Consider the following 25,425-nt stretch of genomic DNA (forward strand, 5'->3'; position numbering starts at 1 on the left):
CATCGTGGCTACCCTAGATGGCACTAAGAACAACAGTATTAACAAGGCAGTCGAACCGGGCATGCGGCGCAAGCAGGCATCCGTATTGATCAGCAGTACCTTCGCATTTACCATCTGCTTTGCGGTTTGGATGATGTTTGCCGTGCTCGGCATCCCCATCAAGGCCAGCCTGGGCTTGACTGAAACACAATTCGGCCTGCTGGCCGCCATGCCCGTGCTGACGGGCTCCCTCGTGCGCGTTCCCTTGGGCATCTGGACGGACAAATACGGCGGACGCCGCGTCTTCTTCCTGCTGATGCTGGCCAGCGTGGTGCCGATCTACCTGATCTCCTACGCCACCGCCTACTGGCATTTCCTCGTGCTGGGCATGTTCGTCGGTCTGGCGGGTGGCTCGTTTTCCGTCGGCACGCCGTACGTGGCGCGCTGGTACGAAAAGGAGCGCCGCGGCCTGGCGATGGGCATCTTCGGCGCCGGCAACTCCGGTTCCGCGCTGACCAAGTTCGTCGCGCCGGGCATCGTCGCCGCCTTCGGCTGGCAGATGCTGCCCAAGGTGTATGCGGTGGCCATGCTGGCCACGGCCATCCTCTTCTGGCTGTTTTCGTACACCGACAAGTCGCACCTGGCCCCATCGGGCGAAAGTTTTTCGGCCCAGATGAAGGTGCTGAAGGACCCGCGCGTGTGGCGCTACTGCCAGTACTACTCGGTGGTGTTCGGCGGCTACGTGGCGTTGGCCCTGTGGATGACGAAGTACTACGTGGCCGAATACGGCTTCGATCTGAAGCATGCGGCGCTGTTGGCCGCCTGCTTCTCGCTGCCGGGCGGCGTGCTGCGCGCGCTGGGCGGCTGGATCTCCGACAAATACGGTGCGGCGAAAGTCACCTGGGCCGTGATGTGGGTGTGCTGGGTGTGCTTCTTCCTGCTGTCGTATCCGCAAACGCAGATGGTCGTGGAAACCGTCACGGGACCGCTGGCCTTCCATATCGGCCTGTCGCCGCTGTGGTTCACCGTGCTGCTGTTCATCGTCGGCATTGCCATGGCTGTCGGCAAGGCGTCCGTCTTCAAGTTCATCGGCGATGATTTTTCCGACAACATCGGTGCTGTCTCGGGCGTAGTCGGCCTGGCCGGCGGCCTGGGCGGCTTCATCCTGCCCGTGATGTTCGGCGCCCTGGTGGATTTGACGGGCGTGCGTTCGAGCTCCTTCATGCTGCTGTACGGCACCGTCTGCGTTTCCCTCGTCTGGATGCATTTCTCGTTCAAGCCGCTGCGTGCGGCACCAACTACTCAACCTGCAGGAGTTAAAGCATGAGCCGCTATATGATCAATACCTGGGAGCCGGAAACGCCCAGCTTCTGGCAAAACACGGGCAAGGCCACGGCCGCGCGCAATCTGTGGATCTCGATTCCCGCGCTGCTGCTGGCGTTCGCCGTTTGGATGGTGTGGAGCGTGGTGGTGGTCAACCTGCCCAACATCGGTTTCACCTACAGTAACAACCAGCTGTTCTGGCTGACGGCCTTGCCGGGCCTGTCCGGCGCCACCTTGCGCATCTTTTACTCGTTCATGGTGCCGATCTTCGGCGGCCGGCGCTGGACGGCCATTTCCACGGGTTCGCTGCTGATTCCCGCCATCGGCATCGGCCTGGCCGTGCAGGACGTGAACACGGGCTATCCGACCATGCTGATCCTGGCGCTGCTGTGCGGCTTCGGCGGCGGCAATTTCGCCTCGTCGATGGCCAACATCAGCTTTTTCTATCCGAAGGCGAGCAAGGGCTTCGCGCTGGGCATGAATGCGGGCCTGGGCAACCTGGGCGTGTCGGTGGTGCAGTTCGTCGTGCCGCTGGTGATCACGTTCGCCGTCTTCGGCGCCTGGGGCGGTGATTCGCTCACCTGGGTCAAGACTGGCGTGAGCAAGGAGATGTGGCTGCAAAACGCGGGCTTCATCTGGGTGCCGTTCATCGCGCTGTCCACCTTGCTGGCCTGGTTCGGCATGAATGACCTGGCGTCGGCCAAGGCCTCGTTTTCCGAACAGGCCGTGATCTTCAAGCGCAAGCACAACTGGCTCATGTGCTGGCTGTACACGGGCACCTTCGGCTCCTTCATCGGTTACTCGGCCGCGTTCCCGCTGCTGATCAAGATCCAGTTCCCCGACGTGAACCCGCTCGATTACGCCTTCCTGGGACCGTTGGTCGGCGCCCTGGCGCGCGTGGCCGGTGGCGTGATTTCCGACAAACTGGGCGGTGCCCGCGTCACCCTGTGGTCCTTCCTCCTGATGATAGGCGCCGTGCTGGGCGTGCTGTACTTCATGCCGCAAGCGGGCGTGGGTGGAAGCTTCAGCGGCTTCTTCTGGATGTTCATGCTGCTGTTCGCCGGCACGGGCATCGGCAATGCGTCGACCTTCCGCATGATCCCCGTGATCTTTTTGACGGAGCACCAGCGCGCTGCCGCCGGCAAGGGCAAGGCGGCGCAGGAGCAAGCGATCGTCGACGCCAACAAGGAAGGCGCGGCCGTCCTGGGCTTCACGTCGGCCGTGGCGGCCTACGGCGCCTTCTTCATCCCGAAAAGCTATGGCACCTCGATTGCGCTGACGGGCAGCCCCGACGCGGCCCTGTGGTGCTTCATCGGCTTCTATGTCAGCTGCATCGCCATCACCTGGTGGTGCTATGCGCGCAAGAATGCGCCGATGCCTTGCTAAAGTTGGAATGTCTGGCAAGTCGTTCTTGCCAGACGTTGAGGAAATGAGAGTATGTTATGGAAGAACTGGAAAAATTCGTCAACGGCTTCAGCCTGTTTCAGCAGCAGTATTTCAGCGAGCCGCAAACCTTGTACGACAACCTGCGCGACGGGCAGCGGCCCTCGACCTTGCTGATCGGCTGCTGCGACTCGCGCGTTGACCCCATGCTGCTGACGGGCAGCGACCCGGGCGACATGTTCGTCGTGCGCAATATCGCCAACCTGGTGCCGCCGTGCACGCCCGACGCGCCGCCCGGCGTCAGTTCGGCCATCGAATTCGCCGTCTGCAAGCTCGAAGTGGCCAGGGTCATCGTGCTGGGCCATGCACGCTGCGGCGGCATCCGCGCGCTGCTGGAACCGCAGCCGCGCGCGGAAGGCCAGGAAACGGACTTTGTGGGACAGTGGATGCGCATCGCCGAACCAGTGGCGCAGCGCGTGCGGCGCGAGCTGGCGCACCGTTCGTCGGAAGAACAGCACCATGCGTGCGAACTGGCCAGCATCCTGCAGTCGCTGGACAACCTGCTTACCTACCCGTGGCTCAAGCGCAGGGTGGAGCAGGGCGTATTGAAACTGCATGGATGGTATTTCGACATCGACAGCGGGGCGCTGATGGCCTATTCCGCGCGCCAGCAGCAGTTTTTGCCCTTGGTCTGCCCGATAGAGCGGGCGCGTCATTTGCATGAGCGCCCGTGGCCAGATTCAACTAAAGCGTAACAAATCCCCGCTGCGGTCAAACGCCAGCAGGCTGTCGATGCGGCCTTGCTCGATGGCCGTCACCATGGCGCGCAGGGGCGCTTCGCATTCCTGCGCCGCTGGCGGCTGGCCCTCGCGACCCGCCAGTCCCGCCACGAAGACCACGTCCCAGTGCGTCTGCATCTGTTTCGATTCCTCCTTCAATGTCTCGAAGCTGCCCAGTTCATCGGGCAGCTTGTCGGCGCACATCACGGGCGTGAGGGACTTGCCCTGGCCGCCAGGCTGGGCCTGCGCCTGGGTAAAGGTGAACAGCAGGCGTTGCGGCTGCTCCTGGTTGCGGGCGCTGTGCAGCAGGCTGGCGTAATCGGTAATCGACATGGTGCTCTTTCTCTGTGTTGAACGATGACGACAGGTATACCGCAGCACGGTCGCGGCGCCCATAGGCAATAGTGACTATCCGGGTGACTACGCGCCTATGCATTCCTGGTGCCGGAAACCGACTTCTTGCCAATACCGCCGGGCACGGCGCGTCGATAGACTGTTTGTATCGACGCGTGGGCCATCCGGCTTGCAGCGTTTTTATGACCTGGCGCCGCTCCTGCGGCGCAATGTGGAGGTAGCATGAGTCACTTTCTGGACCGTCTTAAATTTTTTAGCAAGCCCGCCGAGCCGTTTTCCAACGGCCATGGCACCGTGGTCGACGAAGACCGCACCTGGGAAAACGCCTACCGCCAGCGCTGGCAGCACGACAAGATCGTGCGCTCCACGCATGGCGTGAACTGTACCGGCTCGTGCAGCTGGAAGGTGTACGTCAAGAATGGCCTGATCACCTGGGAAACCCAGCAAACCGATTATCCGCGCACGCGGCCCGACCTGCCCAACCACGAGCCGCGCGGCTGCCCGCGCGGCGCCAGCTATTCCTGGTACGTGTATTCGGCCCAGCGCGTGAAATACCCGATGGTGCGCGGCCGGCTGATGGAAATGTGGCGCGAAGCGCGCAAGACCATGGACCCCGTCACGGCCTGGGACTGGATCAGCCAGGACCCCGTGCGCTCGCAGCAGTACAAATCCATCCGCGGCCTGGGCGGCTTCGTGCGCGCCACGTGGGAAGAATCGAATGAAATCATCGCCGCCGCGAACGCGCTGACGATCAAGAAATACGGCCCGGACCGCATCGTCGGCTTCTCGCCGATTCCCGCCATGTCCATGGTCAGCTATGCCTCCGGCACGCGCTACCTGTCGCTGATCGGCGGCGTGGCCCTGAGCTTCTACGACTGGTACTGCGACTTGCCGCCGGCCAGTCCGCAAGTGTGGGGCGAGCAGACGGACGTGCCGGAATCGGCCGACTGGTACAACTCGACCTATCTGATGGTGTGGGGTTCGAATGTGCCGATGACGCGCACGCCCGACGCCCACTTCTACACGGAAGTGCGCTACAAGGGTACGAAAACCGTAGCCATCTCGCCCGACTACGGCGAAATGGTGAAGTTCGGCGACATCTGGCTGGCGCCGAAACAGGGCACGGACGCCGCGCTGGCGCTGGCCATGGGCCACGTCATCCTCAAGGAATTCCACTCGGAAGGGCAGAGCGCCTACTTCCGCGACTATGCGCGCCAGTACACGGACTTCCCCATGCTGGTGCTGCTCAAGGAGCATAACGGCACCCTGGTGCCCGACTACTTCCTGCGCGCTTCGCACCTGGACAACAACCTCGACGAAACCAACAACCCGGAATGGAAAACCCTCGTCATCGACGAGACCACGGGTGCCATTACCGCGCCGGCCGGCTCCATCGGCTTTCGCTGGGGCGAGTCGGGCAAGTGGAACCTGGAACAGAAGGCGGGCGGCAGCGGCGCGCCCATCGTGCCGATGCTCTCCATGATCAACGACAGCGACGCCGTCACGGAAGTGGGTTTTGCCTACTTCGGCGGCAAGGACGCGTCCGACATGCTGCTGCGCAAGGTGCCGGTGAAAACCATCCGCCTGGCCGACGGCACGACGGGCCTCGTCACCACCGTATTCGACCTGACCCTGGCCAACTACGGCATCGACCGTGGCCTGGGCGGCGAGAACGTGGCCGAGAGCTATGACGACGACGTGCCGTACACCCCCGCGTGGCAAGAGAAGCACACGGGCGTGAAACGCGCCGACGTCATCACCGTGGCGCGCCAGTTCGCGGAAAACGCGGACCAGACGCGCGGCAAGAGCATGGTCATCGTGGGCGCCGGCCTGAATCACTGGTACCACATGGACATGACCTACCGCGGCATCATCAACATGCTGATGATGTGCGGCTGTATCGGCCAGTCGGGCGGCGGCTGGGCCCATTACGTGGGCCAGGAAAAACTGCGTCCGCAAACGGGCTGGACGCCTTTGGCCTTCGCCCAGGACTGGGTGCGCCCGATGCGCCAGATGAACGGCACCTCGTTCTTCTATGCCCACACGAGCCAGTGGCGCCACGAAAAGCTGGAGACGGGCGACATCGCCTCGCCATCGGCGGCCGGCGGCACGGGCGACCTGACCCTGCTCGACTATAACGCCAAGGCCGAGCGCATGGGCTGGCTGCCATCGGCGCCGCAGTTGCAGACCAATCCGCTGGAAGTGGCCAGGGCCGCCAAGGCGGCGGGGCAGGCGCCGGCCGCGTATGCGCTCGATCAGATCAAGGCGGGCCAGCTGCAGTTCTCGTGCGACGACCCGGACAACCCGGCCAACTTCCCGCGCAATATGTTTGTCTGGCGCTCGAACATCCTGGGCAGCTCGGGCAAGGGCCACGAGTACTTCCTGAAATACCTGCTGGGCACGCAGAACGGCTTGCTCAGCGACGAAGACGACTGCATCACGCCGAAACAGGTGAAAGTGCGCCCGGCCGCCGAAGGCAAGCTCGATCTGCTGGTGGTGCTGGACTTCCGCATGTCGACCACCTGTTTGTATGGCGACGTGGTGCTGCCGACGGCCACCTGGTATGAAAAAGACGATCTGAATACGTCGGACATGCATCCGTTCATCCATCCGCTGTCCGAAGCCGTGCAGCCGCTTTGGCAATCGAAGTCGGACTGGGAAATCTACAAGGGGCTGGCCGAGAAATTCTCGGAAATCGGCGGCGAATTGCTGGGTACCCAGCAAGACATCATCCTCACGCCGCTGATGCACGATACCCCGGGCGAACTGGGCCAGCCTTTCGATCCCAAGGACTGGCGCGCCGGCGAATGCGATGCGATTCCCGGCAAGACCATGCCGAACATGACGGTGGTCGAGCGCAATTACCGCGATGTCTACAAGAAGTTCACCTCGATCGGACCGCTGCTGGAAACCATCGGCAACGGCGGCAAGGGCATTTCCTGGAAAACGGGGCATGAAGTCGAGGTACTGCGCGGCATCAACCGCACAGTGCTCGATGAAGGCGTGTCCAAGGGCCAGCCGCGCCTCGATACGGCCATCGATGCGGCCGAGATGATCCTGTCGCTGGCGCCCGAAACGAATGGCCACGTGGCCGTCAAGGCCTGGGCCGCGTTATCGGCCATCACGGGACGCGAGCATACGCATCTGGCGCTGCCGCGCGAGCATGACAGCATCCGCTTCCGCGACGTGCAGGCGCAGCCGCGCAAGATCATTTCCTCGCCCACCTGGTCGGGCCTGGAAAGCGAGGAAGTGAGCTACACGGCCGGCTATACCAACGTGCATGAACTGATCCCATGGCGCACCCTGACGGGCCGCCAGCAGTTCTACCAGGATCACCTGTGGATGCGCGACTTCGGCGAAGGCCTGTGCGTGTACAAGCCGGCCATCAACACGAAGACGACGGAAGCGCTGCTGGGCACCCGGCCGAACGGCAACAAGGAACTGGCGCTGAACTTTTTGACGCCGCACCAGAAGTGGGGCATTCACTCCACGTATTCGGACAACCTGCGCATGCTGACATTGTCGCGCGGCGGACCGCACGTGTGGCTGTCGGAGACCGACGCGCAAGCTGCCGGCATCGTCGACAACGACTGGATCGAAGTCTTCAACGTCAATGGCACCCTGACGGCGCGCGCCATCGTCAGCCAGCGCATCCCGGCCGGCATGACGATGATGTACCACGCCCAGGAAAAGATCATCAACGTGCCTGGCGCGGAGATGACGGGCAAGCGGGGCGGCATCCATAACTCGGTGACGCGCGCCGTGCCCAAGCCGACGCACATGATCGGCGGCTACGCCCAGCTGGCGTACGGCTTCAATTACTACGGCACGGTGGGCTCCAACCGCGATGAATTCGTATTGGTGCGCAAGATGAACAAGGTCGACTGGCTCGAAGGGCCATTGGAAACAGAAGACGGGAGCATGGTATGAAAATCAGAGCGCAAATCGGCATGGTGCTGAACCTGGACAAGTGCATCGGCTGCCACACCTGTTCCGTGACCTGCAAGAACGTGTGGACCAGCCGCGACGGCGTCGAATACGCGTGGTTCAATAACGTGGAGACGAAACCGGGCATCGGCTATCCGAAACAGTGGGAAAACCAGGACAAGTGGAATGGCGGCTGGCGCCGCACGGACGCTGGCAAGATCGAGCCGCGCCAGGGCAGCCGCCTGAAGATCCTGGCCAATATCTTCGCCAATCCGAACCTGCCCGCCATCGACGAGTACTACGAGCCGTTCACCTACGACTACGAGCACCTGCAAAGCGCGCCGCTGTCGCAGACGCCGCCGACGGCCCGTCCGATCTCCGTGCTGACGGGGAAAAAGATGGAAAAAATCGAGTGGGGCCCGAACTGGGAAGATGACTTGGGCGGCGAGTTTGCCCAGCGCAGCAAGGACAAGCTGTTCGACAACATGCAGAAGGAGATGTACGGCACCTTCGAAAACACCTTCATGATGTATCTGCCGCGTCTGTGCGAGCATTGCCTCAACCCGACGTGCGTGGCGTCTTGCCCGTCCGGCTCCGTGTACAAGCGCGAAGACGACGGCATCGTGCTGATCGACCAGGACAAGTGCCGCGGCTGGCGCATGTGCATCTCCGGTTGCCCGTACAAGAAGATTTACTACAATTGGTCGTCCGGCAAGGCGGAGAAGTGCACGTTCTGCTTCCCCCGCATCGAGGCCGGCCAGCCTACCGTGTGCTCGGAAACGTGCGTGGGCCGCATCCGCTACCTGGGCGTGCTGCTGTACGACGCCGACAAGATCGAGGCTGCCGCCTCCGTGCCGCAGGAGCAGGACCTGTACCAGGCGCAATTGGGCCTGTTCCTCGATCCGCACGACCCGGCCATCATCGCCGAGGCGCGCCGCCAGGGCATCCCGGACCTTTGGCTCGAAGCGGCCGTCAAGTCGCCCGTCTACAAGATGGCCGTCGAGTGGAAAGTGGCGTTCCCGCTGCATCCCGAATACCGCACCTTGCCGATGGTGTGGTATGTGCCGCCGCTGTCGCCGATCCAGGCGGCCGCCGAATCGGGCAAGCTGGGCGTCAACGGCATGCTGCCGGACACGCAAAGCCTGCGCATTCCCGCGCAGTACCTGGCCAATTTGCTGACGGCCGGCGACCAGCCGCCCATCGTCACGGCGCTGGACCGCATGCTGGCCATGCGTGCCTACATGCGCAGCAAGACGGTCGAGAAGGTGGAGAACCTCACGGTGCTCAAGCAAGTGGGATTGACCAAGGCGCAGGTGGAGGACATGTACCACATCATGGCCATCGCCAATTACGAAGACCGCTTCGTCATTCCCAGCAGCCACAAGGAAATGGCCGAGGACAGCTTCAACGAGAAGGGTTCGTGCGGCTTCAGTTTCGGCAACGGCTGCTCGGACGGCAGCAGCGAACCGACCTTGTTCGGCAAGAAAAAACACGGTTCGGCCATCTTCATGCAGATGCCGAAGTCGCGCAAAACGGCGCCTGGCGCCTAAGGAACCGATATGAACAACGCTATGCATCACTACCAAGTCCTGTCGCGCCTGCTGCTGTATCCCGAGCCCGAGCTGATCGCGCACCTGCCGCAACTGGAGGCCGCGCTGGCGGCCGTGCCGGAGCAGCAGGCGCTGTTGCGGCCCTTGCTGGCGCACCTGGAAAGCAGCAGCCTGATCGACCTGCAGCAGCAGTACGTGGCCACGTTCGACCGCAATCCGTCGCACTCGCTGCACCTGTTCGAGCATATCCACGGCGAATCGCGCGACCGGGGCCAGGCCATGGTCGACCTGATGGAGGAATACAAGCGCCACGGCCTGCAGATGGTGGGCGACGACTTGCCCGACTTCGTGCCCCTGTTCCTGGAGTTTTTGGCGCAGCTCGACGAGGCAGTCTCGGCGCCGCTGCTGGGCGACGCCGTCCACGTGCTGGCGCACATCGGCCGCAAGCTGACGGCCAACGGCAGCCCGTATGCGCCCGTCTTCGCCGTGCTCGAACGCCTGAGCCCCGTGGCGGCCGAAATGCTGGCCGAACCGCCGGTGCGCGACATGGATGAAGCGCTGGAAACCTTCGGTCCCGGTGCGGACGGCGTCGAGCCCTTGCTGCGTCAAGCCCCGGGCGGCGTCCATCCCGTGCATTTTCACCCGCAGCCGCGGCGCGCCGCCTAAATGGCCCACCGCGCCCGCATGAGGAGAGTACATCATGAGTAATTATTTGCATCAATTTGTGTATGGCATTTATCCATACATCGCGCTGGCCATCTTTTTTCTTGGCAGCCTGATCCGTTTCGACCGCGAGCAATACACGTGGAAGTCCGATTCCAGCCAGCTGCTGCACCGCGGCAGCCTGCGTTTGGGCAATATCCTGTTCCACATCGGCATCATCGGCCTGCTGTTCGGCCATGCGGCCGGCTTGCTGACCCCCGTCTGGGTGTGGGATACCTTGGGCGTGTCGCATAGCCTGAAGCAGGGCGTGGCCATGGCGGCCGGCGGCGTGATGGGCGGCCTGTGCCTGGCCGGCATCCTGATCCTGCTGACGCGCCGCTTCGGCAATGCACGGCTGCGCGCCGTTACCACGGCCGGCGACAAGCTGGTGATGGCGTGGATTTTGCTGACCTTGCTGCTGGGCCTGTCGTCTATCTTCGTCTCGGCGTCGCACATGGATGGCCACATGATGGTCTTGCTGATGAACTGGGCGCAGCACATCGTCACTTTCCGCGGCGACGCCGCCACCTTCATCGTCGATGCGCCGCTGGTGTTCAAGCTGCACCTGTTCATGGGCATGTCGCTGTTCGTCATCTTCCCGTTCACCCGTCTGGTGCACGTATGGAGCGGCTTTGGCGCCGTCGCATATCTTGGTCGCGCTTACCAGTTGGTTCGCCGCCGTTAAGAAAGGAACAATATTATGGGAATCTCCGTCAATGGCATCGATATCGACGATGCCGCCATCGCGCAGGAACTGCCGCATCACGATGGTGCCGGCAATCCGCTGAAACAGGCCGTGCATGAACTGGTGCTGCGCCGGCTGCTGCTGGCCGAGGCCGGCCGCCTCGGCGTGCAGGGCGCCAGCGATGACGACCGCATCGAGGCGCTGTTCGCGCAGGAAGTGCGCGTGCCGCCCGCCGACGATGCGGCTTGCCGCACCTTTTATGCGCAGCGCCCGCAGCTGTTTCGCAGCGGGGCGCTGGTCGAGGCGCGCCACATCCTGTTCCAGGTGACGCCCGAGGCGCCTTTGGAGCTGTTGCGCACGACGGCGCAAGCCGTGCTCGATGCCCTGAAGCTGGCGCCCGAGCGCTTCGCCGAACTGGCGGCGCAGTATTCGAACTGTCCGTCGGGCGCTCTGGGCGGTAGCCTGGGCCAGCTGTCGCCGGGCCAGAGCGTGCCGGAATTCGACGCCCTCGTGTTCCGCCTGGAGGCAGGCGCGCTGGCCAGCCATTTGCTGGAAACGCGCTTCGGCTACCACATCGTGCAGGTGCTGCGCCGGGTCGACGGCCAGGCCATACCGTACGAAGCGGTGCAGGCGCAGATCGCCGACCGGCTGGCGCGGGCGGCGTGGCAGCGCGCCGTGCACCAGTATCTGCATTTGCTGGTGGGGCGTGCCGACATCGCCGGCATCAAGCTTGAAGGCACAGCCAGTCCGCTGGTTCAGTAAGTAGAAATGCGTAGCTAAAAAGGCGTAGGCCGCTAGGCCTTCTGGGGCACAGCCAGATCGTGCCCCGGCCCGTACAATGGAAGCAGAAACAGGAGTCGCGTCATGGGTAGCGTCAAGTTGCAGGACCGTTTTGGCCGTTCGATCGATTATGTGCGGCTGTCCGTCACCGACCGCTGCGACTTGCGCTGCGGTTATTGCATGCCCAAGGGCTTTCGCGGCTTCGAGGAACCGAAGGACTGGCTGACGTTCGACGAGATCGAGCGCCTGCTGGGTATTTTCGTGCGCCTCGGCACGCGTCGCGTGCGGCTGACGGGCGGCGAGCCCCTGTTGCGGCGCAATCTGCCGCAGCTGGCGCAAAGGCTGTCCGCGCTGCCCGGTCTGGACGACCTGTCGCTGTCGACCAACGCCACCCAACTGGGCAAGCATGCCGTGGCCTTGCGCGCGGCGGGCGTGGACCGCATCAACGTCAGCCTCGATTCGCTCGACCGCGCCTGCATGCAGCAGATCACGGGGCGCGACAGCCTGCAGCCCATTTTGGATGGCCTGATGGCGGGCAAGGCGGCCGGTTTCGACCCGATCAAGATCAATATGGTGGCCATGCGCGGCATCAACGACGGCCAGATCGAGGCCATGGCGGCCTTCTGCATCGAGCAGCAGTTCATCCTGCGCCTGATCGAAGCCATGCCGATGGGCAGCACGGGCCGCAATGCCAGCTACATGCCGCTGGGCCCCGTGCGCGAACGCCTGGCGGCCCGCTTCGGTCTGGTGCCGCAGGCGATGGAACTGGGTGGCGGGCCGGCGCGCTATCTGGCGACACAAGATGGGCGCTCGAGTATCGGTTTCATTACGCCCATGTCGCAGCATTTTTGCGCCACCTGCAACAGAGTGCGCCTGTCGGTCGATGGTACGCTGTATCTGTGCCTGGGACAGGAAGAACAATTCGCGTTTGGTCCCATGCTGCGCGGCGGGGCCACGGATGCGCAGATCGAGGCGGCGATCCGCGCCGCCATCGAACTCAAGCCGCAGCAGCATGATTTCAATACGCAGCCGGACAAGATTATCCGTTTTATGGCCCAAACCGGTGGCTGAGCGGGGCGGTGCCAAGTAAAGGGTGTATGAAATTTAAAGCGATGTTTTCTTCCTGGCAGAAGTTGTCGACCAAGATCGTCGGCGCGCTGCTGCTCATGCTGGTGCTGGCCTTGAGCGCCATCGGCTGCACCCTGTTTTTGTCGTGGCAGCTCGAAGGCAGTTCGGCCGCCATCAACGAGACGGGCCGGCTGCGCATGCAGACTTACCGCCTGACCCTGCTGCTTGCCAGCGACGCCCGCGAGCAGGCGCGCCAGCAGGTGCTGCTGATCGACGAAACCCTGGCCAAGATCGGCCACGGCGACCCGCAGCGCCCCCTGTTCCTGCCCCCCAGCACGGCCATCAAATCCGAATTCGAGCGCATCGGCACCGCCTGGCGCGGCGCCTTGCGTCCGTCCGCGCTGGCCGCCGATTCCGCCGCGCGCGCGCGCCAGTTCGAGCATGACGCCGATACCTTCGTGGGACAGGTCGACCAGCTGGTGCGCCTGATCGAGCACGATAGCGAACAGCGCACCTTCTGGCTGCGCGCCTCGCAGCTGATCCTCGTCGGCATGGCCGTCATCGGCACGGTCAGCATGATTTACCTGATGTTCATGCTCATCATCGAGCCGGTGACGCGGCTGCGCCTGGGCATGCAGCGCATGAAGGAGCGCGATTTCAGCGTGCGCCTGGCCGTCGAAAGCAATGACGAATTCGGCCAGCTGGCCAGCGGCTTCAACCAGATGGCCGACCGCCTGCAGGCGCTGTACGGCAACCTGGAAGAGGGCGTGCGCAGCAAGACGGCTACCCTCGAATACCGCAACCGCGAACTGGCGCTGCTGTACGAAAGCGCGGCATTTTTGCAGCGCCCGCAGCCCCTGGAAGACATCTGCGGAGGCTTCATGCAGCGCATCGTCGACTATTTCGAGGCCGACGGTTCCACCGTGCGCGTGCTCGACGCCGAGCGGGGCAACCTGCACATGGTGGTACATACGGGCCTGTCCGAAGAACTGGTGGCGTCCGAGCATTGCCTGAAAGTGGGCGACTGCCTGTGCGGCACGGCCGTCGAGATGAAGGTGGCGAAGGTGCACGACATGCGCCGCATCGACAAGGCGCATGAACTGCGCTGCCACCGCGAGGGCTTTGCCACCGTCTCCGTCTTCCACATCCATGCGCACGAACAGCACCTGGGCTTTTTCAACCTGCATTTCCGCCATGCGCGCGTGTTTTCCGCGCGCGAACTGGCCTTGCTGGAAACCCTGGGCCAGCTGCTGGGCATCGCGCTGGAAAACCTGCGCCTGGCCGCGCGCGAGCGCGAGATGGCCATTTCCGAAGAGCGCAACCTGGTGGCGCAGGGCCTGCACGACAGCATTGCGCAAAGCCTCAATTTCCTCAACCTGCAGGTGCAGATGCTCGACGACTCCGTGCGCAACGCCCGTTTCGACGAGGTGGCGGGCATCGTGCCGGCCCTGCACGCGGGCGTGAAGGAAAGCTACGAGGACGTGCGCGAGCTGCTGGCCAACTTCCGCAGCCGTTTGATGGAAGATGACCTGATCGGCTCCCTGCGCGCGGCGCTCGACAAATTCCGCCGCCAGACGGGCATCGACGCCGAGCTGCTGGCCGACGTCGACGGCGCGCCATTCCCCCGCGAGCAGCAATTGCAGTTATTATTCATCGTGCAGGAAGCGCTGTCGAACATCCGCAAGCATGCCCAGGCCAGCCACGTCGAGGTGCGCCTCGCCGACCACCAGGACTTTACCTTGACGATCAGCGACAACGGCGTCGGCTTCGACGCTGCCGCCGTGCTGGAAAAGGGCGACAGCCATGTCGGCATCCATATCATGCGCGAGCGCGCGCAGCGCATCGAGGCCACGTTCGACGTGCATGCCTGTCCCGGCGGCGGCACGACCGTCGAACTGCACCTGTCGCGCGAGCAGCGCCGCGCCGCCTAAGCAACTACCTGAAAGTAAAAAAATGGAGACTCCCGATAAACCGATCACCGTCATGCTGGTGGACGACCACGCGCTGTTCCGCAGCGGCATACGCTCGCTGCTGCAGCGGCATACGGAATTTTCCGTCGTGGGCGAGGCGGCCGACGGCGTGGAAGGCATCAAGCGCGCCATCCAGCTGCAGCCCGACGTGGTGCTGCTGGACCTGAACATGGCCGGCATGTCCGGCGTGGAAGTGCTGCAGCTGATGCAGCACGACTGTCCCGACACGGCCATCGTCATGCTGACCGTGTCGGAAGACGCCGAAGACCTGGCCACGGCCCTGCGCGCGGGCGCCTGCGGCTATCTGATCAAGAATATCGACGCCGACTACCTGGTGCGCGCCATCCGCCGCGCGGCGGCCGGCGAAGTCGTCATCGCCGAAGCGATGACGGGCAAACTGGTGGCGCAGCTGCAGGCGGGCACGCGGCGCGAGGAGCCCGTGTCGGAGCTGGACAAGCTCACGCCGCGCGAGAAGGAAATCATCGACTGCCTGTCGCGCGGCGAGAGCAACAAGGGCATCGCCCGCACCCTGGACCTGGCCGAAAGCACGGTCAAGATCCACGTGCAGAACGTGCTGAAAAAACTCAACCTCACGAGCCGCGTGCAGGCGGCCGTGTACGCGGTCGAGCACCGCCAGGGCAAGTAAGGCCTGCGCTGCCGGCTAGTCATTGCGGGCTAGCCGGCTAATCCTTTTGCCGATGGCTGTTTTTGTGCTTTTAAAGTAGTATATTGAATATATCTTTATGGGCGACTCCATCATGGCCATCACACCGATCAGCGAACCTTCTTCCTCTCCCGCCGCCTCCGGCGCGGCGCCCTGGCAGAGCGGCCACGCCGTCTGGCAACTGGGTTTCCGCCCGTTTTACCTGCTGGCGGCCGTGTTTGCGGCCATTGGCATACCACTGTGGCTGGCCAGTTATGCGGGCTGGCTGACGGGCGGTCTGCAGGTGGGACTGGGCTGGCACATGCACGAGATGGTGTTCGGCTTTGCCGTGGCCGTCGTCGTGGGCTTCCTGTACACGGCGGGACGCAACTGGACGGGCTTGCCCACGCCGCATGGTGTCCAGCTGATGGCGCTGGTGGCGCTGTGGCTGGCCGGGCGCGTGGCCATGCTGTGCGGCCCCGGGCTGGTGGCGGCGCTGGTGGACTGGCTGTTCCTGCCGCTGGCCGCCTGGCCCCTGTACCAGGTGCTGCGCCGCTCTGGCAATACGCGCAACCTGTTCCTCGTCGGTCTGCTGGTCCTGCTTGCGCTGGCCAATGGCCTGTTCCATGCGGCTGTGCTTGGCTGGCTGCCGCTGTCGCTGTTCGTGCCCGTGCAGGCGGCCATCTTCATCATCGTGCTGATCGAATCGGTGATCGGTGCGCGCGTCATTCCCATGTTTACCCGCAATGGCGCACCTGGCAGCACGCCGGTGGCCAGTCCGCAGCGGGCCTTGATTGCCGTGGCCTGCATGGCGGCCGCCGCGATCGCGTGGCTGGCAGGCGCGCCAGCCTGGCTGACGGCGCCGCTGGCCTTGTGCGCTGCCGGCGTCTCTCTGGCCAACCTGCTGGTCTGGCAGCCGCAACGTACCTTGCGCGTGCCGCTGCTGTGGATTTTGCACCTGTCGTATGCGTGGATCGGCATCGGCTTCGCACTGCTGGCGGCCGCCAGCCTGGGTCTGCTGCCGGCCAGCGCCGCCTTGCACGCGCTGACGGTGGGCTCGATGGCGGGCCTGATCATCGGCATGATGACGCGCACCACGCTGGGCCACACGGGGCGGCCCCTGAAGGGCGGCAGGGCGGAAGCGGCGATGTACTGGCTGATCCAGCTGGGCGCGCTGGCGCGCCTGCTCGCCGCCGCCGGTCCCGCCGCGCTGGCCATGCCGCTGCTGCTGGCCGCCGGTGCGTGCTGGTCACTGGGGTTTGGCCTGTATGCGTGCGTGTATGCGCCTTATCTGTGGCGTGCCAGGGTGGATGGGCGCGAAGGCTAGCCTGGCGTCAGGAGGGGCGCCAGGCCAGCAGTTTCTTGATTTCCGGCACCCAGTAGGACAGCGATTCGCCCACGACGAATAGCAGCATGCCCAGCATGACGGCTCTCAACAGCAAATCCCTGCACCAGATCATGGCGTCTCCTAAATTTTCATATTGGCAAGTCTATCATTGGCATGCGCTGCCATGTTGCGTTTCTGGCATGGCAGCCTGGCCCGGCGCCGGCGTCTGTGCCGTGAATGCGCCGACGGCATCGATGGCGTGCGCCAGCGCCTGTTCCAGTGCATCGAGCGCGGCCGACGCATCGTCGCCCCCGTGCAGCAGCTGTTCGGCCTGCTGGGCGGCTTGCAGGGTGGCGGGCAGGGCCAGGCTGCCCGCCACGCCGGCCAGCTTGTGCGCCAGCGCGGCGGCGTCGCCGCGTGCATCGGCCGCCAGCAGCGCGCGCATGGCGCCCACCGTGTTGCGGTAAGTGTTGCCAAAGTGCGACAGGTGCTGGCGGTAGGGCGCTTCGTCGAGCCACTGCGCCATCCCTTGCGCCAGGTCGATCACGGATGCCGCGCCGTCCGTCCGCACGGGCATCGCCGGCTCGGCCATGACTGGCGGCAGGGCCGGCAGCCCTTGCGCATGGCGCCGGTGCGCACGGGCGATCAGGGCGATGGTCTGCGGCACGTCGAACGGCTTGCTGATGAAGTGGTTCACGCCCGCTTCCAGCGCCGCCGCGCGCTGGGTCTGGAACGCCCCGGCCGTCAGCGCCACCACGGGCAAGTCCTGGAACTGCGGCAGCTGGCGCAGCGCGCGCGTCGCCTGCAAGCCATCCATGACGGGCATCTGCACATCCATCAGCACGATGTCGACGTCGGCGGGATGGGCCAGCAGCCAGTCCAGCGCCTGCTGGCCATCGCAGGCGAACGATGGCAGGGCGCCCTGGTCGCACAGGATATGGTTGACCACGTCGCGGTTGATCTCGCTGTCATCGACCACCAGCACGCGCACGCCGGCCAGCACGCGTTCGCCCAGCGCCGCGTGGCTGGCGTCCAGACCGGCTGCTTCGGCGCGCCGCTGGCGCGCTTCCATCGTCGCGTTGTACAGGCTGGAGGCCGTCACCGGTTCGTTGAGGATGGCATCGGCCGGATTGGCGGGGTCCGTATGGCGGCGCGCGGGCGCCGTCGCCGGCGCGCCGCTGGCGGCCAGGATGACGATGGGGCAGTCCTGCGGCGGCAGGTGCTCGCGCAGCGCGCGCGCCGTGGCTTCCCCGTCCAGGTCCGGCATGCGCGCGGCCAGCAGGATGACGCCGGGTCGCGCGTCCTCGGCGCAGGCGAGCGCATGCTCGAGTGCCGCCTGGCCGCCGGACACGGCATGCACGCTCCAGCCCAGGCCCTGCGCCACGGCGGCCACGGCGGCGCGCGTGTCGGCCTTGCCATCGGCCAGCAAGACGCGCAAGCCTTGCATGTCGGGCGAGGACAGGGCACTGGCGGGCAGCAGCTGCAGCGGCAGCGTGAAACTGAACGCGCTGCCCTGGCCCAAGCCGCTTGTCAGGCGCAGCGAGCCGCCCATCAGGCGCACCAGCTGGCGGCAGATGGTCAGGCCCAGGCCCGTGCCGCCGAAGCGGCGCGTGGTGGAACTGTCGGCCTGGGCGAAGGCGGAAAAGATCGCCTCCTGCACCTCGGGCGCGATGCCGATGCCCGTGTCGCGCACGCAAAAGCACAGCACCGCGGCGTCGCCGTCGCGGCTTTCCAGCGCGCTCGTCAGCTCGACCGTGCCTTGCGCGGTGAACTTGATGGCATTGCTGGTCAGGTTGACCAGCACCTGTTCCAGCCGCAGCGCGTCGCCCATCACCTGGTCGACGCCATCGGGCAGCGGCCCGATGCGCACTTCGATCGGCTTGTCATGCGCGGCAACGCCCATGCTGGCGGCGATTTTTTCGATCACGTCGGCCAGGCGGAACGGCGCCCGTTCGATGGTCATGTGGCCCGCCTCGATTTTCGACACGTCGAGCACGTCGTTGATGATGCCCAGCAGGGACTGGCCGGCGGCGCGGATCTTGCGCGCCATCAGCAGCGCTTCGCCCTCGAGGCCATCACGTTCCAGCAGCCAGGCCATGCCGAGGATGGCGTTGAGCGGCGAGCGGATTTCATGGCTCATGTTGGCGAGGAATTCCGCCTTGCTGCGGTTGGCCGATTCGGCCGCGTCGCGTGCCAGCAGCATGGCATCTTCGGCCTGCTTTTGCGCGGAAATATCCTGGGCAAAGATCAGGGTCGCCGGTCCATCCTTGAGCATCACGCGCGTGGTGGTCTTGAACATGGGCACCGGCAGGCCCTGCTTGCCCAGGCCGACGGCCTCGAACACCTGTTCGCTGGGCGAATCTGCCTCGATCAGTGCCTCATTGGCGGCCAGCGCCGCCTGCGATTGCGCGGAAATCATGGCGGACCAGGGCAGGCCGTTCAGATTGTCTTCCGCCGTGTAGCCGTGCAGCCTGCGGTAGCGGGGATTCGAGTAGATGAAGCGGCCGTGGCGCAGGATGGCGATGGCCACAGGGGCATCTTCGATCAGGGTGCGAAAGCGCGTTTCGCTGTCGGACACGGCTTGCATGGCCTGGCGCTCCCTTTCCTGTTCCGCATGCCAGGCGGCTTGCTGGCGCCGCCGCCGCTGGCTCCAGAACAGCAGGCTGGCTGCCGCCAGCGCCAGCACGGCAAAGGAGAATATGTAGCCGAGTGCCTGGCGCCGCAGCGGGGCGGCGATGGCCGCTTCTTCGCGGCTCAAACCGATGAAGAGGGCGCGGTCCATGTGCAGGGCCGGCGGGGCGATGGTTGCCATGGCCATGACGCGGGGGGCGGCGGGGGCGCCGGCAATGTCGACGCCGCTCAGGACGCCCGCCTGATAGCCGCTGTCGCGAAAGCGCCGCAGGAAGCCGCCGGGGACGTCCATATTGGCGCCATTGGCATTCCTGGCGGGATAGTTGAGGAATTGCCGGCCGTCGCCATGCAGCACCACCGCCCAGACGTCGGGGGCGTACATGGCGGTGCGGAACTTGGCCGTGAAGTATTCGGGGGCGAAGGTGGCCGCCACCACGCCGGCAAAGCGGCCTTGTTTGTCCTTCACCATGCGCGACGCCGTGATGACCAGGTCGCCCTTGAAGGAATGGAAAGGTGCCGAGATGTACAGCATGCGCGCATCGGGGGCGTCGCGCGCCGTCTGGAAGTAGCCGCGGCGCGAAAAATCCTGGTCCGCCAGTTCCGGGATGCTGGTGGCGACCGGCTTGCCTTGCGCATCGATGACCAGCATGGTGCGCACGCCCGGCATGGCGTCGACCAGCGCGGCCAGGCGCCGCGGCAGCGCTTGCCCGGCATCGGGTGCCGTACCGGCGGCAAGATAGTCGCGGATCACGCCGCCCAGCACCAGGTTGGTCGCTTCCAGGTCGACTTCGATGTTTTTTGCCAGCAGCGCCGTCAGCACGCTCAGGCGCTCGCGTTCGGCCGCGTCATGGCGCGTCGCCTCGGCCAGATGCGCGTAGGCGAGGGCGGCAGCCACGATCAGCAGCCCGAGGAGCAGGAACAGCCATTCGATCCATTGTCTGCGCAGCGCCGCCGCATCTGTGTGATAGCTCATGTGGCGATGCTATACCCGATAGGGATGGAGAACAACTTTTGCGCACAACTATGCATGTGATAGTGTGGTCAATTTGGCGTCAAGAGGCAGCTGCAGGCGGAAGACGGCGCCCTGGCCCGGCGCGGATGCCACGCCGATGCTGCCGCCCATCAAGGTGACGAGCTGGCGCGCGATGGCCAGGCCCATGCCGGCGCCGTCATGGGCGCGGCTCGGCGAATCGTCCGCCTGCGAGAACTTGTCGAAGATGAGGCCCTGCTGCGCCGGCGCGATGCCGATGCCCGTATCGCGCACCTCGATCTGCAGGTCCGCGCCGCTGTGCGTGACGTGCACGTCGACGCGCCCCGCGGCCGTGTAGCGGATGGCGTTGTCGAGCAGGATATCGAGCACGCGCACCAGGCGCACCCGGTCGCAATCGATGCTGGGCGGCGTGGCGGGCGCCACTTGCGCGGCCAGCTGCAAGCCCTTGTGCGCCGCGCGCGGCCGGTGCGGCGCCAGCGCCAGTTCCAGCAGCTGGTCCAATGGCGCGGCGGCGGATTCCAGGCGTATCTGGTCGTGCTCGAGCGCGCTCAATTCCATCGCCGCCTCGACCATGGCCAGCAGCTGGCGGCCGCTGGCGTGTATGGTTTGCGCATAGGCGGCCTGTTCCGGCTCGCGCAGCTGCTCCTGCAGCAGCTCGGAAAAACCGAGGATGCCATTGAGGGGCGTGCGCAGTTCATGCGACATGTTCGACAGGAAGCGCGACTTGGCCTCGCTGGCGGCGATGGCCCTGGCGCGGCTGTCGACCAGGCGGCCGATCAGCAGCACCAGCGCGGCCCACGACAGCACGATCAGCGCGCTCGTGATGGCCGCCATCAGCAACGCCTGGTCGCGGCGCGAGACGTAGTCGGCCAATACCGTGTCGCGGTCCAGCCCGACCAGCATGTAGAGCGGGTAGCCGGCCAGTTTTTCGAACGCATAAAAGCGCAGGGCGCCATCGACGGGACTGCGTTCGCTGAAGCTGCCCCGCGTTTTACCTTGCATTAAAGAAAATACCTTGCTGCCGCCGATATCCTGGCCGATGGTGTTGACGGTGCCGACCCGGCGCGCGCGTACCACGCCGTCGCTGCCGACGAGCTCGGTGGAGCTGTTGTCGCCCAGGTCGACTTCGTCGTACAGGCGGGTAAAGTAATACGGGTCCATCGAGACCACCACCACGCCCTTGTAGCGGCCATCGGCATGGTTGATGCGGCGCGTCATCTGGATCGACCATTTTTTCGATACGCGGCCCAGTACCGGCTTGCTGATATACAGTTCGCCGCTGTCGCGCTGCATGTGTACGCGGACGTGCTCGCGGTCGGCCAGGTTCGTGGGCTGGAAGGGGCGGCTCGACAGCACCATGTCGCCCCGTTCGTCGACGATGGTAAACAGGTTGTACAGGGGGCCGGGATTGAGGCCTTGCTGCAGGTCCGCCACGATGTCGAGGCGGCTGCCCAGCGCCTGGTAGCGGCTGCGCAAATACGTGGCCGCCTGGTCTGCCGCTTCGATCGTGCGGATCGCATGCTCGTCGAAGACGCGCGCCATGCTGCGCGCATCGCGCCCGGCGCCGTCGATGGCGGCGTCATGGGCGTGCCGCAGTTGCAGCATGGTGAGGCCCCACAGCCCCGCCAGCAGGATGGCCATGAAGAGCGACAGCAGGGTGCGCGTATCCCAACGCTCCCAACGCTCCCAGGCCATGCCCTTCCTGTGTCTGTGCTGCCGCATGCCGCCTCCGCAAGGTCTGCCAGTGGTGCCAGTGGTGTCGTTTTGCGCGGGTGCCCGGCGTGACTGGCGCGTCGATTTATCAATTATATCGAATATAATTGATTTTATCGAATAAAATGATTTTTACGGAGAAAGTGTTGTATTGTGCGCGGCCCGGGCGGCTAAGTAATCCTCGGGAAATTATTGTGAATTTATGACGAACAGAATCGGATGCTGTGCAAGGCGCCTGCAGTGACGCAGTGCGAGCACTGCTAGCTGCGGGCAACACAGCACAGCGCCGGTTATGGAAGTCAGAAATTACAATAATTTATTGGGGGTTACTTCGCGTATCGCCGCCTGGCGCGTCAGCCAGCGGTCGACCATTTCGCGCAGCTGGGCGGCCGTAAACGGCTTGGACAGATAATCGTCCATGCCGGCCGCCATGCAGCGCTGCCGGTCGTCTTCGGTGACGCCGGCCGTGAGGGCGATGACGGGCAGGCGCGGCGCGCCGCTGGCCGCCTCGCGGGCGCGCAGGGCCTGGCAGGCCTGGTAGCCGTCCATGACGGGCATCATGCAATCCATCAGGACCAGGTCGTACTGCTGTTCGGCCAGCGCCTGCAGGCCCAGCGCGCCGTTCTCCGCCGTGTCGATGCGGTAGCCGCGCGCGCCCAGCTGCAGGCATACCAGCTGGCGGTTCAGCGCCGTGTCCTCGACGAGCAGGATGCGCGCGCCGCCTTCCGATGCCGTTGCGGGCGGGGCGGCCGGTTCCGATGGCGGCACCAGCTCGGGCTCCGGCCGCGGCGCCGGCGCCTGGGCCGCCAGGCAGGGCAGGCGCACGGTGAAGCGGGAGCCGGCGCCGGGCGCGCTGCTGCAGAAAATCTCGCCGCCCAGCAGCAGCACCAGGTGCTTGCAGATGGCCAGGCCCAGCCCCGTGCCGCCGTAGGCGCCGCTGATGCTGTCGTCGGCCTGGCAAAACGGTTCGAAGATGCGGTTCAGCTGCTGCGCCGTCATGCCGATGCCCTGGTCGTTGACCATGGCGACGAGGCAGGCGCTGGCGCCGTCCGGCGTGGCCGGTTCCAGATGCAGGCGCACGCTCACCGTGCCGGAGGGGGTAAACTTGATGGCATTGCTGAGCAGGTTGCCGAGGATTTGCGCGAGGCGCGTGCGGTCCGAGCAAATCAGCGGCGGCACGCTGTTGCCGATTTCGCTGACCAGGCGCAGCTGCCTGGCGTCGGCTTGCGGGCGGTGCAGCGCCAGTACGTCATCGAGCAGCTGGCGCGGGTCGAAGTCGCGCAGTTCGATGCCCATCTGGCCTGCCTCGACCTTGGACAGGTCGAGGATATCGTTCAGGATGCGCATCAGCTGCTGCACGCCATCGCCGATGCGCTGCGCATGCTGCCGCTGCGACGCATCGAGCGCGGTGTCCTGCAGCAGTTCGGCCATGCCGGCGATGCCGGCCATCGGCGTGCGGATTTCGTGGCTCATGACGGCCAGGAAGCGCGACTTGGCGGCATTCGCCGTTTCCGCGCGCGTTTGCAGCGCCAGCGCCATGGCCGCGTCGCGTTCCTGTCGCCGCAGCAGGGCCATGATCAGCGCGATGGCCCCGGCCAGCACGAGCAGGCTGATCACGGCCGCCCCGCCCATGGTGCGCAGCATGCGCCGCCAGCCCGCCAGGTAGACCTCGTCCGTCACGGTCACGTTGATGGCCAGCGGATAGTCGCGCACCAGGCGTATGCCGGCCAGGCGGTCGACCGTGCGCCCCTGGTCGGCCGCGCGCGGCGCGTCCACCTGCAGCACGCCATCGGCCTTGCCCTGTTCCAGCAGGCGGTAGGTGCTGCCCGTCAGGTTGCGCTTGCCCATCATGGCGGGTACGGCCGGCCAGCGGGCCAGCAGCGTGTAGTCGCTGCGGTACAGGGAAAAGGCCGTGTGTTCGCCGATACTGGTGCTCTGGAAGAATTTGCTGAAGAAGTCGCACGACAGGCCGACCAGCACCACGCCCAGGAAGCGGCCGTCCGGCGCGCTGATGCGCCGGCTGATATAGAAGGTCCAGGCGCCGTTGCCCTTGTTTTGCACGGGTGCGCTGACATGCATGCCGCCGTCCGGGTGGCGCCGGTGATACTCGAAGTAGTCGCGCTCGCCGAGGCGGATGGACGGTGCGGGAAAGGCGCGGCTGAAGGCCAGCACGCCGGCATCGCTGCCGACGATGGACACCACGTCCACTTGCGGCACGCCGCCGATCTTGTGCCGCAGCGTCTGGTACATGGCCGGGGTGCCGACGGCGGCGGCCAGCGCTTGCGCGTCCGCGGGGGCGGCGGCCTCGATCTCGTTGCTGACGCTGTCGAGCACCAAACGGGCCGCCGTCATGCTCTGCGCCGTGTTTTCCGCCAGCAGCAGCGACAGGTTCGACAGGTCCTGGTTCCAGTCATCGACGGCTTCGCGGTACAGCAGCACGCCGGAGACGGCGATGCGCAGCGCCAGCAGGCCCACCAGCACCAGGCCCACGACGGCCGCCGTGGTGCGCGGCCGGTAACGGTGCACCAGGCGCAGGGCGGCCTGGCGCGTGTTCATGCCTGCGCGCCCGTGTATTCAAGCATGCTGCGGCGTACCTCCTGCTCCACTGCGCCGAGCAGCGCCGCCGTTTCGGCCAGCCAGTCCGGTGCCGCCACGCCCTGGTGGCGCACCAGCTGTTCGAGTGCCGCCAGGCGCGCCACCAGGGCGCCGGCGCCCAGCAGGGCCACGGTGCCGCGCAAGGTATGGCAGCTTTGCACGATGGCTTGCGCCGCACCGCCGCGCACGGCCTGTTCCACGCGCGCAAACATGGCCGGCGACGTGTCGAGGTAGGTCTGCGACAGGGCGCGGAACATCTCCAGGTCGTGGCCGGTGGCCTGGAACAGCACGGCGGGATCGATGTGGCGATAGGCTGGCATGGCGGCTCCGTGGCGAGGGGGAAGCTGTGGCGCGAAGGCGGCGCGCTAGGCGGCCAGGCTGTTGCGCCGCGCATGGCCGGCGCAGCAGGCGCGCAGATAGCCGCGCAGTTCGTCGTAATTGACGGGCTTGGCAAAGAAGACGACGCCGGGCGGCACGCCGCCCCGTTCTTCCAGCTCCTCCGGCGTCAGGCTCGACAGCATGGCGATGTGCATGTCCGCCAGCAGCGGGTCGGCCAGGATGGTGCGGATCACTTCGTAGCCGTCGATGCCTTCCATGACGATGTCGGCCAGCAGGATGTCGGGCTGGTCGCGGGCGATTTCCATCAGCGCCTGGTAGCCGTTCTCGCAAAAGCGCAAGCTGGCCTGCAAGCCCCATGAACCGATCTGCTTTTCATACAGCGCGCGTTCGATCGGATTGTCTTCGATTACCAGGATGGAGGGCGGGCGGCCCGATGGGGCGGGGCGGTTGGCCCGCGCCGCGCGCTGGTCCTGGCCCGGCTGGCCGGGATTGCCCTTGTAGGCCTCGACGGCCGCCAGGGGAATGCGCCGGTGGCCGCCCTTGGTCTTCCAGGCCTCGATCACGCCTGCCTCGACCAGTTGCTGCACCGATGTCACCGAGATGCCGAGGATTTCGGCGGCTTTTTGGGTAGTGCAAACGTCTGCAGTGTGCATGATGGGCTTTATGGTCGCATATGAAGTTGAAGG

General features: G+C 65.3%; 19 protein-coding genes. 12 read left to right on the plus strand and 7 right to left on the minus strand.

The genetic code is table 11. The annotated features are described in order from the left end of the window. Positions 1-61 precede the first annotated feature (61 nt). Genes AC1RJW_RS16370 through AC1RJW_RS16380 form a run of 3 tightly spaced genes read left to right on the plus strand, consistent with a single transcriptional unit; the run spans position 62 to position 3,440 of the window. Positions 62-1,306 (plus strand): MFS transporter, encoded by a 1,245-nt coding sequence (locus tag AC1RJW_RS16370; protein WP_493046054.1) that lies wholly within the window; start codon positions 62-64, stop codon positions 1,304-1,306. Beyond that, positions 1,303-2,688, plus strand: a complete 1,386-nt coding sequence (locus AC1RJW_RS16375) for a NarK family nitrate/nitrite MFS transporter (RefSeq protein WP_493045847.1) — start codon at positions 1,303-1,305, stop codon at positions 2,686-2,688. The genes AC1RJW_RS16370 and AC1RJW_RS16375 overlap by 4 nt, the downstream gene beginning before the upstream one ends. Positions 2,689-2,744: 56 nt before the next feature. Then, a complete protein-coding gene (locus AC1RJW_RS16380; protein WP_493045848.1) occupies positions 2,745-3,440 on the plus strand; it encodes a carbonic anhydrase in 696 nt (231 codons plus the stop codon). On the opposite strand, the gene AC1RJW_RS16385 is transcribed toward AC1RJW_RS16380, so the two are convergent. Beyond that, positions 3,426-3,797 (minus strand): ribonucleotide reductase subunit alpha, encoded by a 372-nt coding sequence (locus tag AC1RJW_RS16385; RefSeq protein WP_070223625.1) that lies wholly within the window; start codon positions 3,795-3,797, stop codon positions 3,426-3,428. The two genes, AC1RJW_RS16380 and AC1RJW_RS16385, sit on opposite strands and share 15 nt — an antisense overlap. Positions 3,798-4,040: 243 nt before the next feature. Between AC1RJW_RS16385 and AC1RJW_RS16390 the strand changes: the two genes are divergently transcribed. From AC1RJW_RS16390 to AC1RJW_RS16430, 9 genes are all read left to right on the plus strand, one after another. After that, positions 4,041-7,748 (plus strand): nitrate reductase subunit alpha, encoded by a 3,708-nt coding sequence (locus tag AC1RJW_RS16390; RefSeq protein ID WP_493045849.1) that lies wholly within the window; start codon positions 4,041-4,043, stop codon positions 7,746-7,748. Further along, positions 7,745-9,295 (plus strand): nitrate reductase subunit beta, encoded by a 1,551-nt coding sequence (gene narH / locus AC1RJW_RS16395; protein ID WP_493045850.1) that lies wholly within the window; start codon positions 7,745-7,747, stop codon positions 9,293-9,295. The genes AC1RJW_RS16390 and narH overlap by 4 nt, the downstream gene beginning before the upstream one ends. Positions 9,296-9,316: 21 nt before the next feature. Next, a complete protein-coding gene (gene narJ, locus AC1RJW_RS16400) occupies positions 9,317-9,961 on the plus strand; it encodes a nitrate reductase molybdenum cofactor assembly chaperone (protein ID WP_493046055.1) in 645 nt (214 codons plus the stop codon). Positions 9,962-9,995: 34 nt separating this feature from the next. Then, entirely contained in the window at positions 9,996-10,682 is a 687-nt protein-coding gene (narI, locus tag AC1RJW_RS16405; protein ID WP_493045851.1) for a respiratory nitrate reductase subunit gamma, read from the plus strand. 15 nt (positions 10,683-10,697) lie between these two features. Further along, entirely contained in the window at positions 10,698-11,444 is a 747-nt protein-coding gene (locus tag AC1RJW_RS16410) for a peptidylprolyl isomerase (protein ID WP_493045852.1), read from the plus strand. A gap of 102 nt (positions 11,445-11,546) precedes the next feature. Further along, a complete protein-coding gene (gene moaA, locus AC1RJW_RS16415) occupies positions 11,547-12,533 on the plus strand; it encodes a GTP 3',8-cyclase MoaA (protein ID WP_493045853.1) in 987 nt (328 codons plus the stop codon). A gap of 26 nt (positions 12,534-12,559) precedes the next feature. Further along, the gene (locus AC1RJW_RS16420) at positions 12,560-14,461 is read left to right on the plus strand and encodes a type IV pili methyl-accepting chemotaxis transducer N-terminal domain-containing protein (RefSeq protein ID WP_493045854.1); all 1,902 of its coding nucleotides are present in this window, start codon (positions 12,560-12,562) and stop codon (positions 14,459-14,461) included. A 22-nt stretch (positions 14,462-14,483) separates the two neighbouring features. Then, positions 14,484-15,146, plus strand: a complete 663-nt coding sequence (locus AC1RJW_RS16425) for a response regulator (RefSeq protein ID WP_493045855.1) — start codon at positions 14,484-14,486, stop codon at positions 15,144-15,146. Positions 15,147-15,258: 112 nt separating this feature from the next. Next, positions 15,259-16,470, plus strand: a complete 1,212-nt coding sequence (locus AC1RJW_RS16430) for an NnrS family protein (protein ID WP_493045856.1) — start codon at positions 15,259-15,261, stop codon at positions 16,468-16,470. A 7-nt stretch (positions 16,471-16,477) separates the two neighbouring features. Here the strand turns inward: AC1RJW_RS16430 and AC1RJW_RS16435 are convergent, their stop codons facing one another. The 6 genes from AC1RJW_RS16435 to AC1RJW_RS16460 all read right to left on the minus strand — a co-directional run bounded on the left by AC1RJW_RS16435 (position 16,478) and on the right by AC1RJW_RS16460 (position 25,392). Continuing rightward, on the minus strand, positions 16,478-16,603 hold the full coding sequence (locus AC1RJW_RS16435; protein ID WP_493045857.1) for a hypothetical protein: 126 nt from the start codon (positions 16,601-16,603) through the stop codon (positions 16,478-16,480). A 33-nt stretch (positions 16,604-16,636) separates the two neighbouring features. Further along, positions 16,637-20,074 (minus strand): response regulator, encoded by a 3,438-nt coding sequence (locus AC1RJW_RS16440; RefSeq protein WP_493045858.1) that lies wholly within the window; start codon positions 20,072-20,074, stop codon positions 16,637-16,639. A 48-nt stretch (positions 20,075-20,122) separates the two neighbouring features. Next, complete coding sequence (locus AC1RJW_RS16445) at positions 20,123-21,787, minus strand: sensor histidine kinase (RefSeq protein ID WP_493045859.1); 1,665 nt, start codon at positions 21,785-21,787, stop codon at positions 20,123-20,125. A gap of 324 nt (positions 21,788-22,111) precedes the next feature. Then, positions 22,112-24,361 carry a hybrid sensor histidine kinase/response regulator gene (locus AC1RJW_RS16450; RefSeq protein ID WP_493045860.1) on the minus strand — a complete coding sequence of 750 codons (2,250 nt, stop codon included), beginning with the start codon at positions 24,359-24,361 and terminating at the stop codon, positions 22,112-22,114. Further along, positions 24,358-24,720: an Hpt domain-containing protein gene (locus AC1RJW_RS16455; protein ID WP_493045861.1), complete on the minus strand. Its 363-nt coding sequence runs from the start codon at positions 24,718-24,720 to the stop codon at positions 24,358-24,360. Before AC1RJW_RS16455 ends, AC1RJW_RS16450 begins: the two co-directional genes overlap by 4 nt. Before the next feature lie 45 nt (positions 24,721-24,765). Next, entirely contained in the window at positions 24,766-25,392 is a 627-nt protein-coding gene (locus AC1RJW_RS16460; protein ID WP_493045862.1) for a response regulator, read from the minus strand. Between the last annotated feature and the right edge of the window lie 33 nt (positions 25,393-25,425).

It is taken from the genome of Janthinobacterium sp. GW822-FHT07A03, from assembly GCF_058798815.1.

Excerpts from the sequence above, each read along its gene's own strand:
- AC1RJW_RS16370 (WP_493046054.1), top strand. The coding sequence starts at position 62 with ATGCGGCGCAAGCAGGCATCCGTATTGATCAGCAGTACCTTCGCATTT.
- AC1RJW_RS16375 (WP_493045847.1), top strand. The coding sequence starts at position 1,303 with ATGAGCCGCTATATGATCAATACCTGGGAGCCGGAAACGCCCAGCTTC.
- AC1RJW_RS16380 (WP_493045848.1), top strand. The coding sequence starts at position 2,745 with ATGGAAGAACTGGAAAAATTCGTCAACGGCTTCAGCCTGTTTCAGCAG.
- AC1RJW_RS16385 (WP_070223625.1), bottom strand. The coding sequence starts at position 3,797 with ATGTCGATTACCGATTACGCCAGCCTGCTGCACAGCGCCCGCAACCAG.
- AC1RJW_RS16390 (WP_493045849.1), top strand. The coding sequence starts at position 4,041 with ATGAGTCACTTTCTGGACCGTCTTAAATTTTTTAGCAAGCCCGCCGAG.
- narH (WP_493045850.1), top strand. The coding sequence starts at position 7,745 with ATGAAAATCAGAGCGCAAATCGGCATGGTGCTGAACCTGGACAAGTGC.
- narJ (WP_493046055.1), top strand. The coding sequence starts at position 9,317 with ATGCATCACTACCAAGTCCTGTCGCGCCTGCTGCTGTATCCCGAGCCC.
- narI (WP_493045851.1), top strand. The coding sequence starts at position 9,996 with ATGAGTAATTATTTGCATCAATTTGTGTATGGCATTTATCCATACATC.
- AC1RJW_RS16410 (WP_493045852.1), top strand. The coding sequence starts at position 10,698 with ATGGGAATCTCCGTCAATGGCATCGATATCGACGATGCCGCCATCGCG.
- moaA (WP_493045853.1), top strand. The coding sequence starts at position 11,547 with ATGGGTAGCGTCAAGTTGCAGGACCGTTTTGGCCGTTCGATCGATTAT.
- AC1RJW_RS16420 (WP_493045854.1), top strand. The coding sequence starts at position 12,560 with ATGAAATTTAAAGCGATGTTTTCTTCCTGGCAGAAGTTGTCGACCAAG.
- AC1RJW_RS16425 (WP_493045855.1), top strand. The coding sequence starts at position 14,484 with ATGGAGACTCCCGATAAACCGATCACCGTCATGCTGGTGGACGACCAC.
- AC1RJW_RS16430 (WP_493045856.1), top strand. The coding sequence starts at position 15,259 with ATGGCCATCACACCGATCAGCGAACCTTCTTCCTCTCCCGCCGCCTCC.
- AC1RJW_RS16435 (WP_493045857.1), bottom strand. The coding sequence starts at position 16,603 with ATGATCTGGTGCAGGGATTTGCTGTTGAGAGCCGTCATGCTGGGCATG.
- AC1RJW_RS16440 (WP_493045858.1), bottom strand. The coding sequence starts at position 20,074 with ATGAGCTATCACACAGATGCGGCGGCGCTGCGCAGACAATGGATCGAA.
- AC1RJW_RS16445 (WP_493045859.1), bottom strand. The coding sequence starts at position 21,787 with ATGGCCTGGGAGCGTTGGGAGCGTTGGGATACGCGCACCCTGCTGTCG.
- AC1RJW_RS16450 (WP_493045860.1), bottom strand. The coding sequence starts at position 24,361 with ATGAACACGCGCCAGGCCGCCCTGCGCCTGGTGCACCGTTACCGGCCG.
- AC1RJW_RS16455 (WP_493045861.1), bottom strand. The coding sequence starts at position 24,720 with ATGCCAGCCTATCGCCACATCGATCCCGCCGTGCTGTTCCAGGCCACC.
- AC1RJW_RS16460 (WP_493045862.1), bottom strand. The coding sequence starts at position 25,392 with ATGCACACTGCAGACGTTTGCACTACCCAAAAAGCCGCCGAAATCCTC.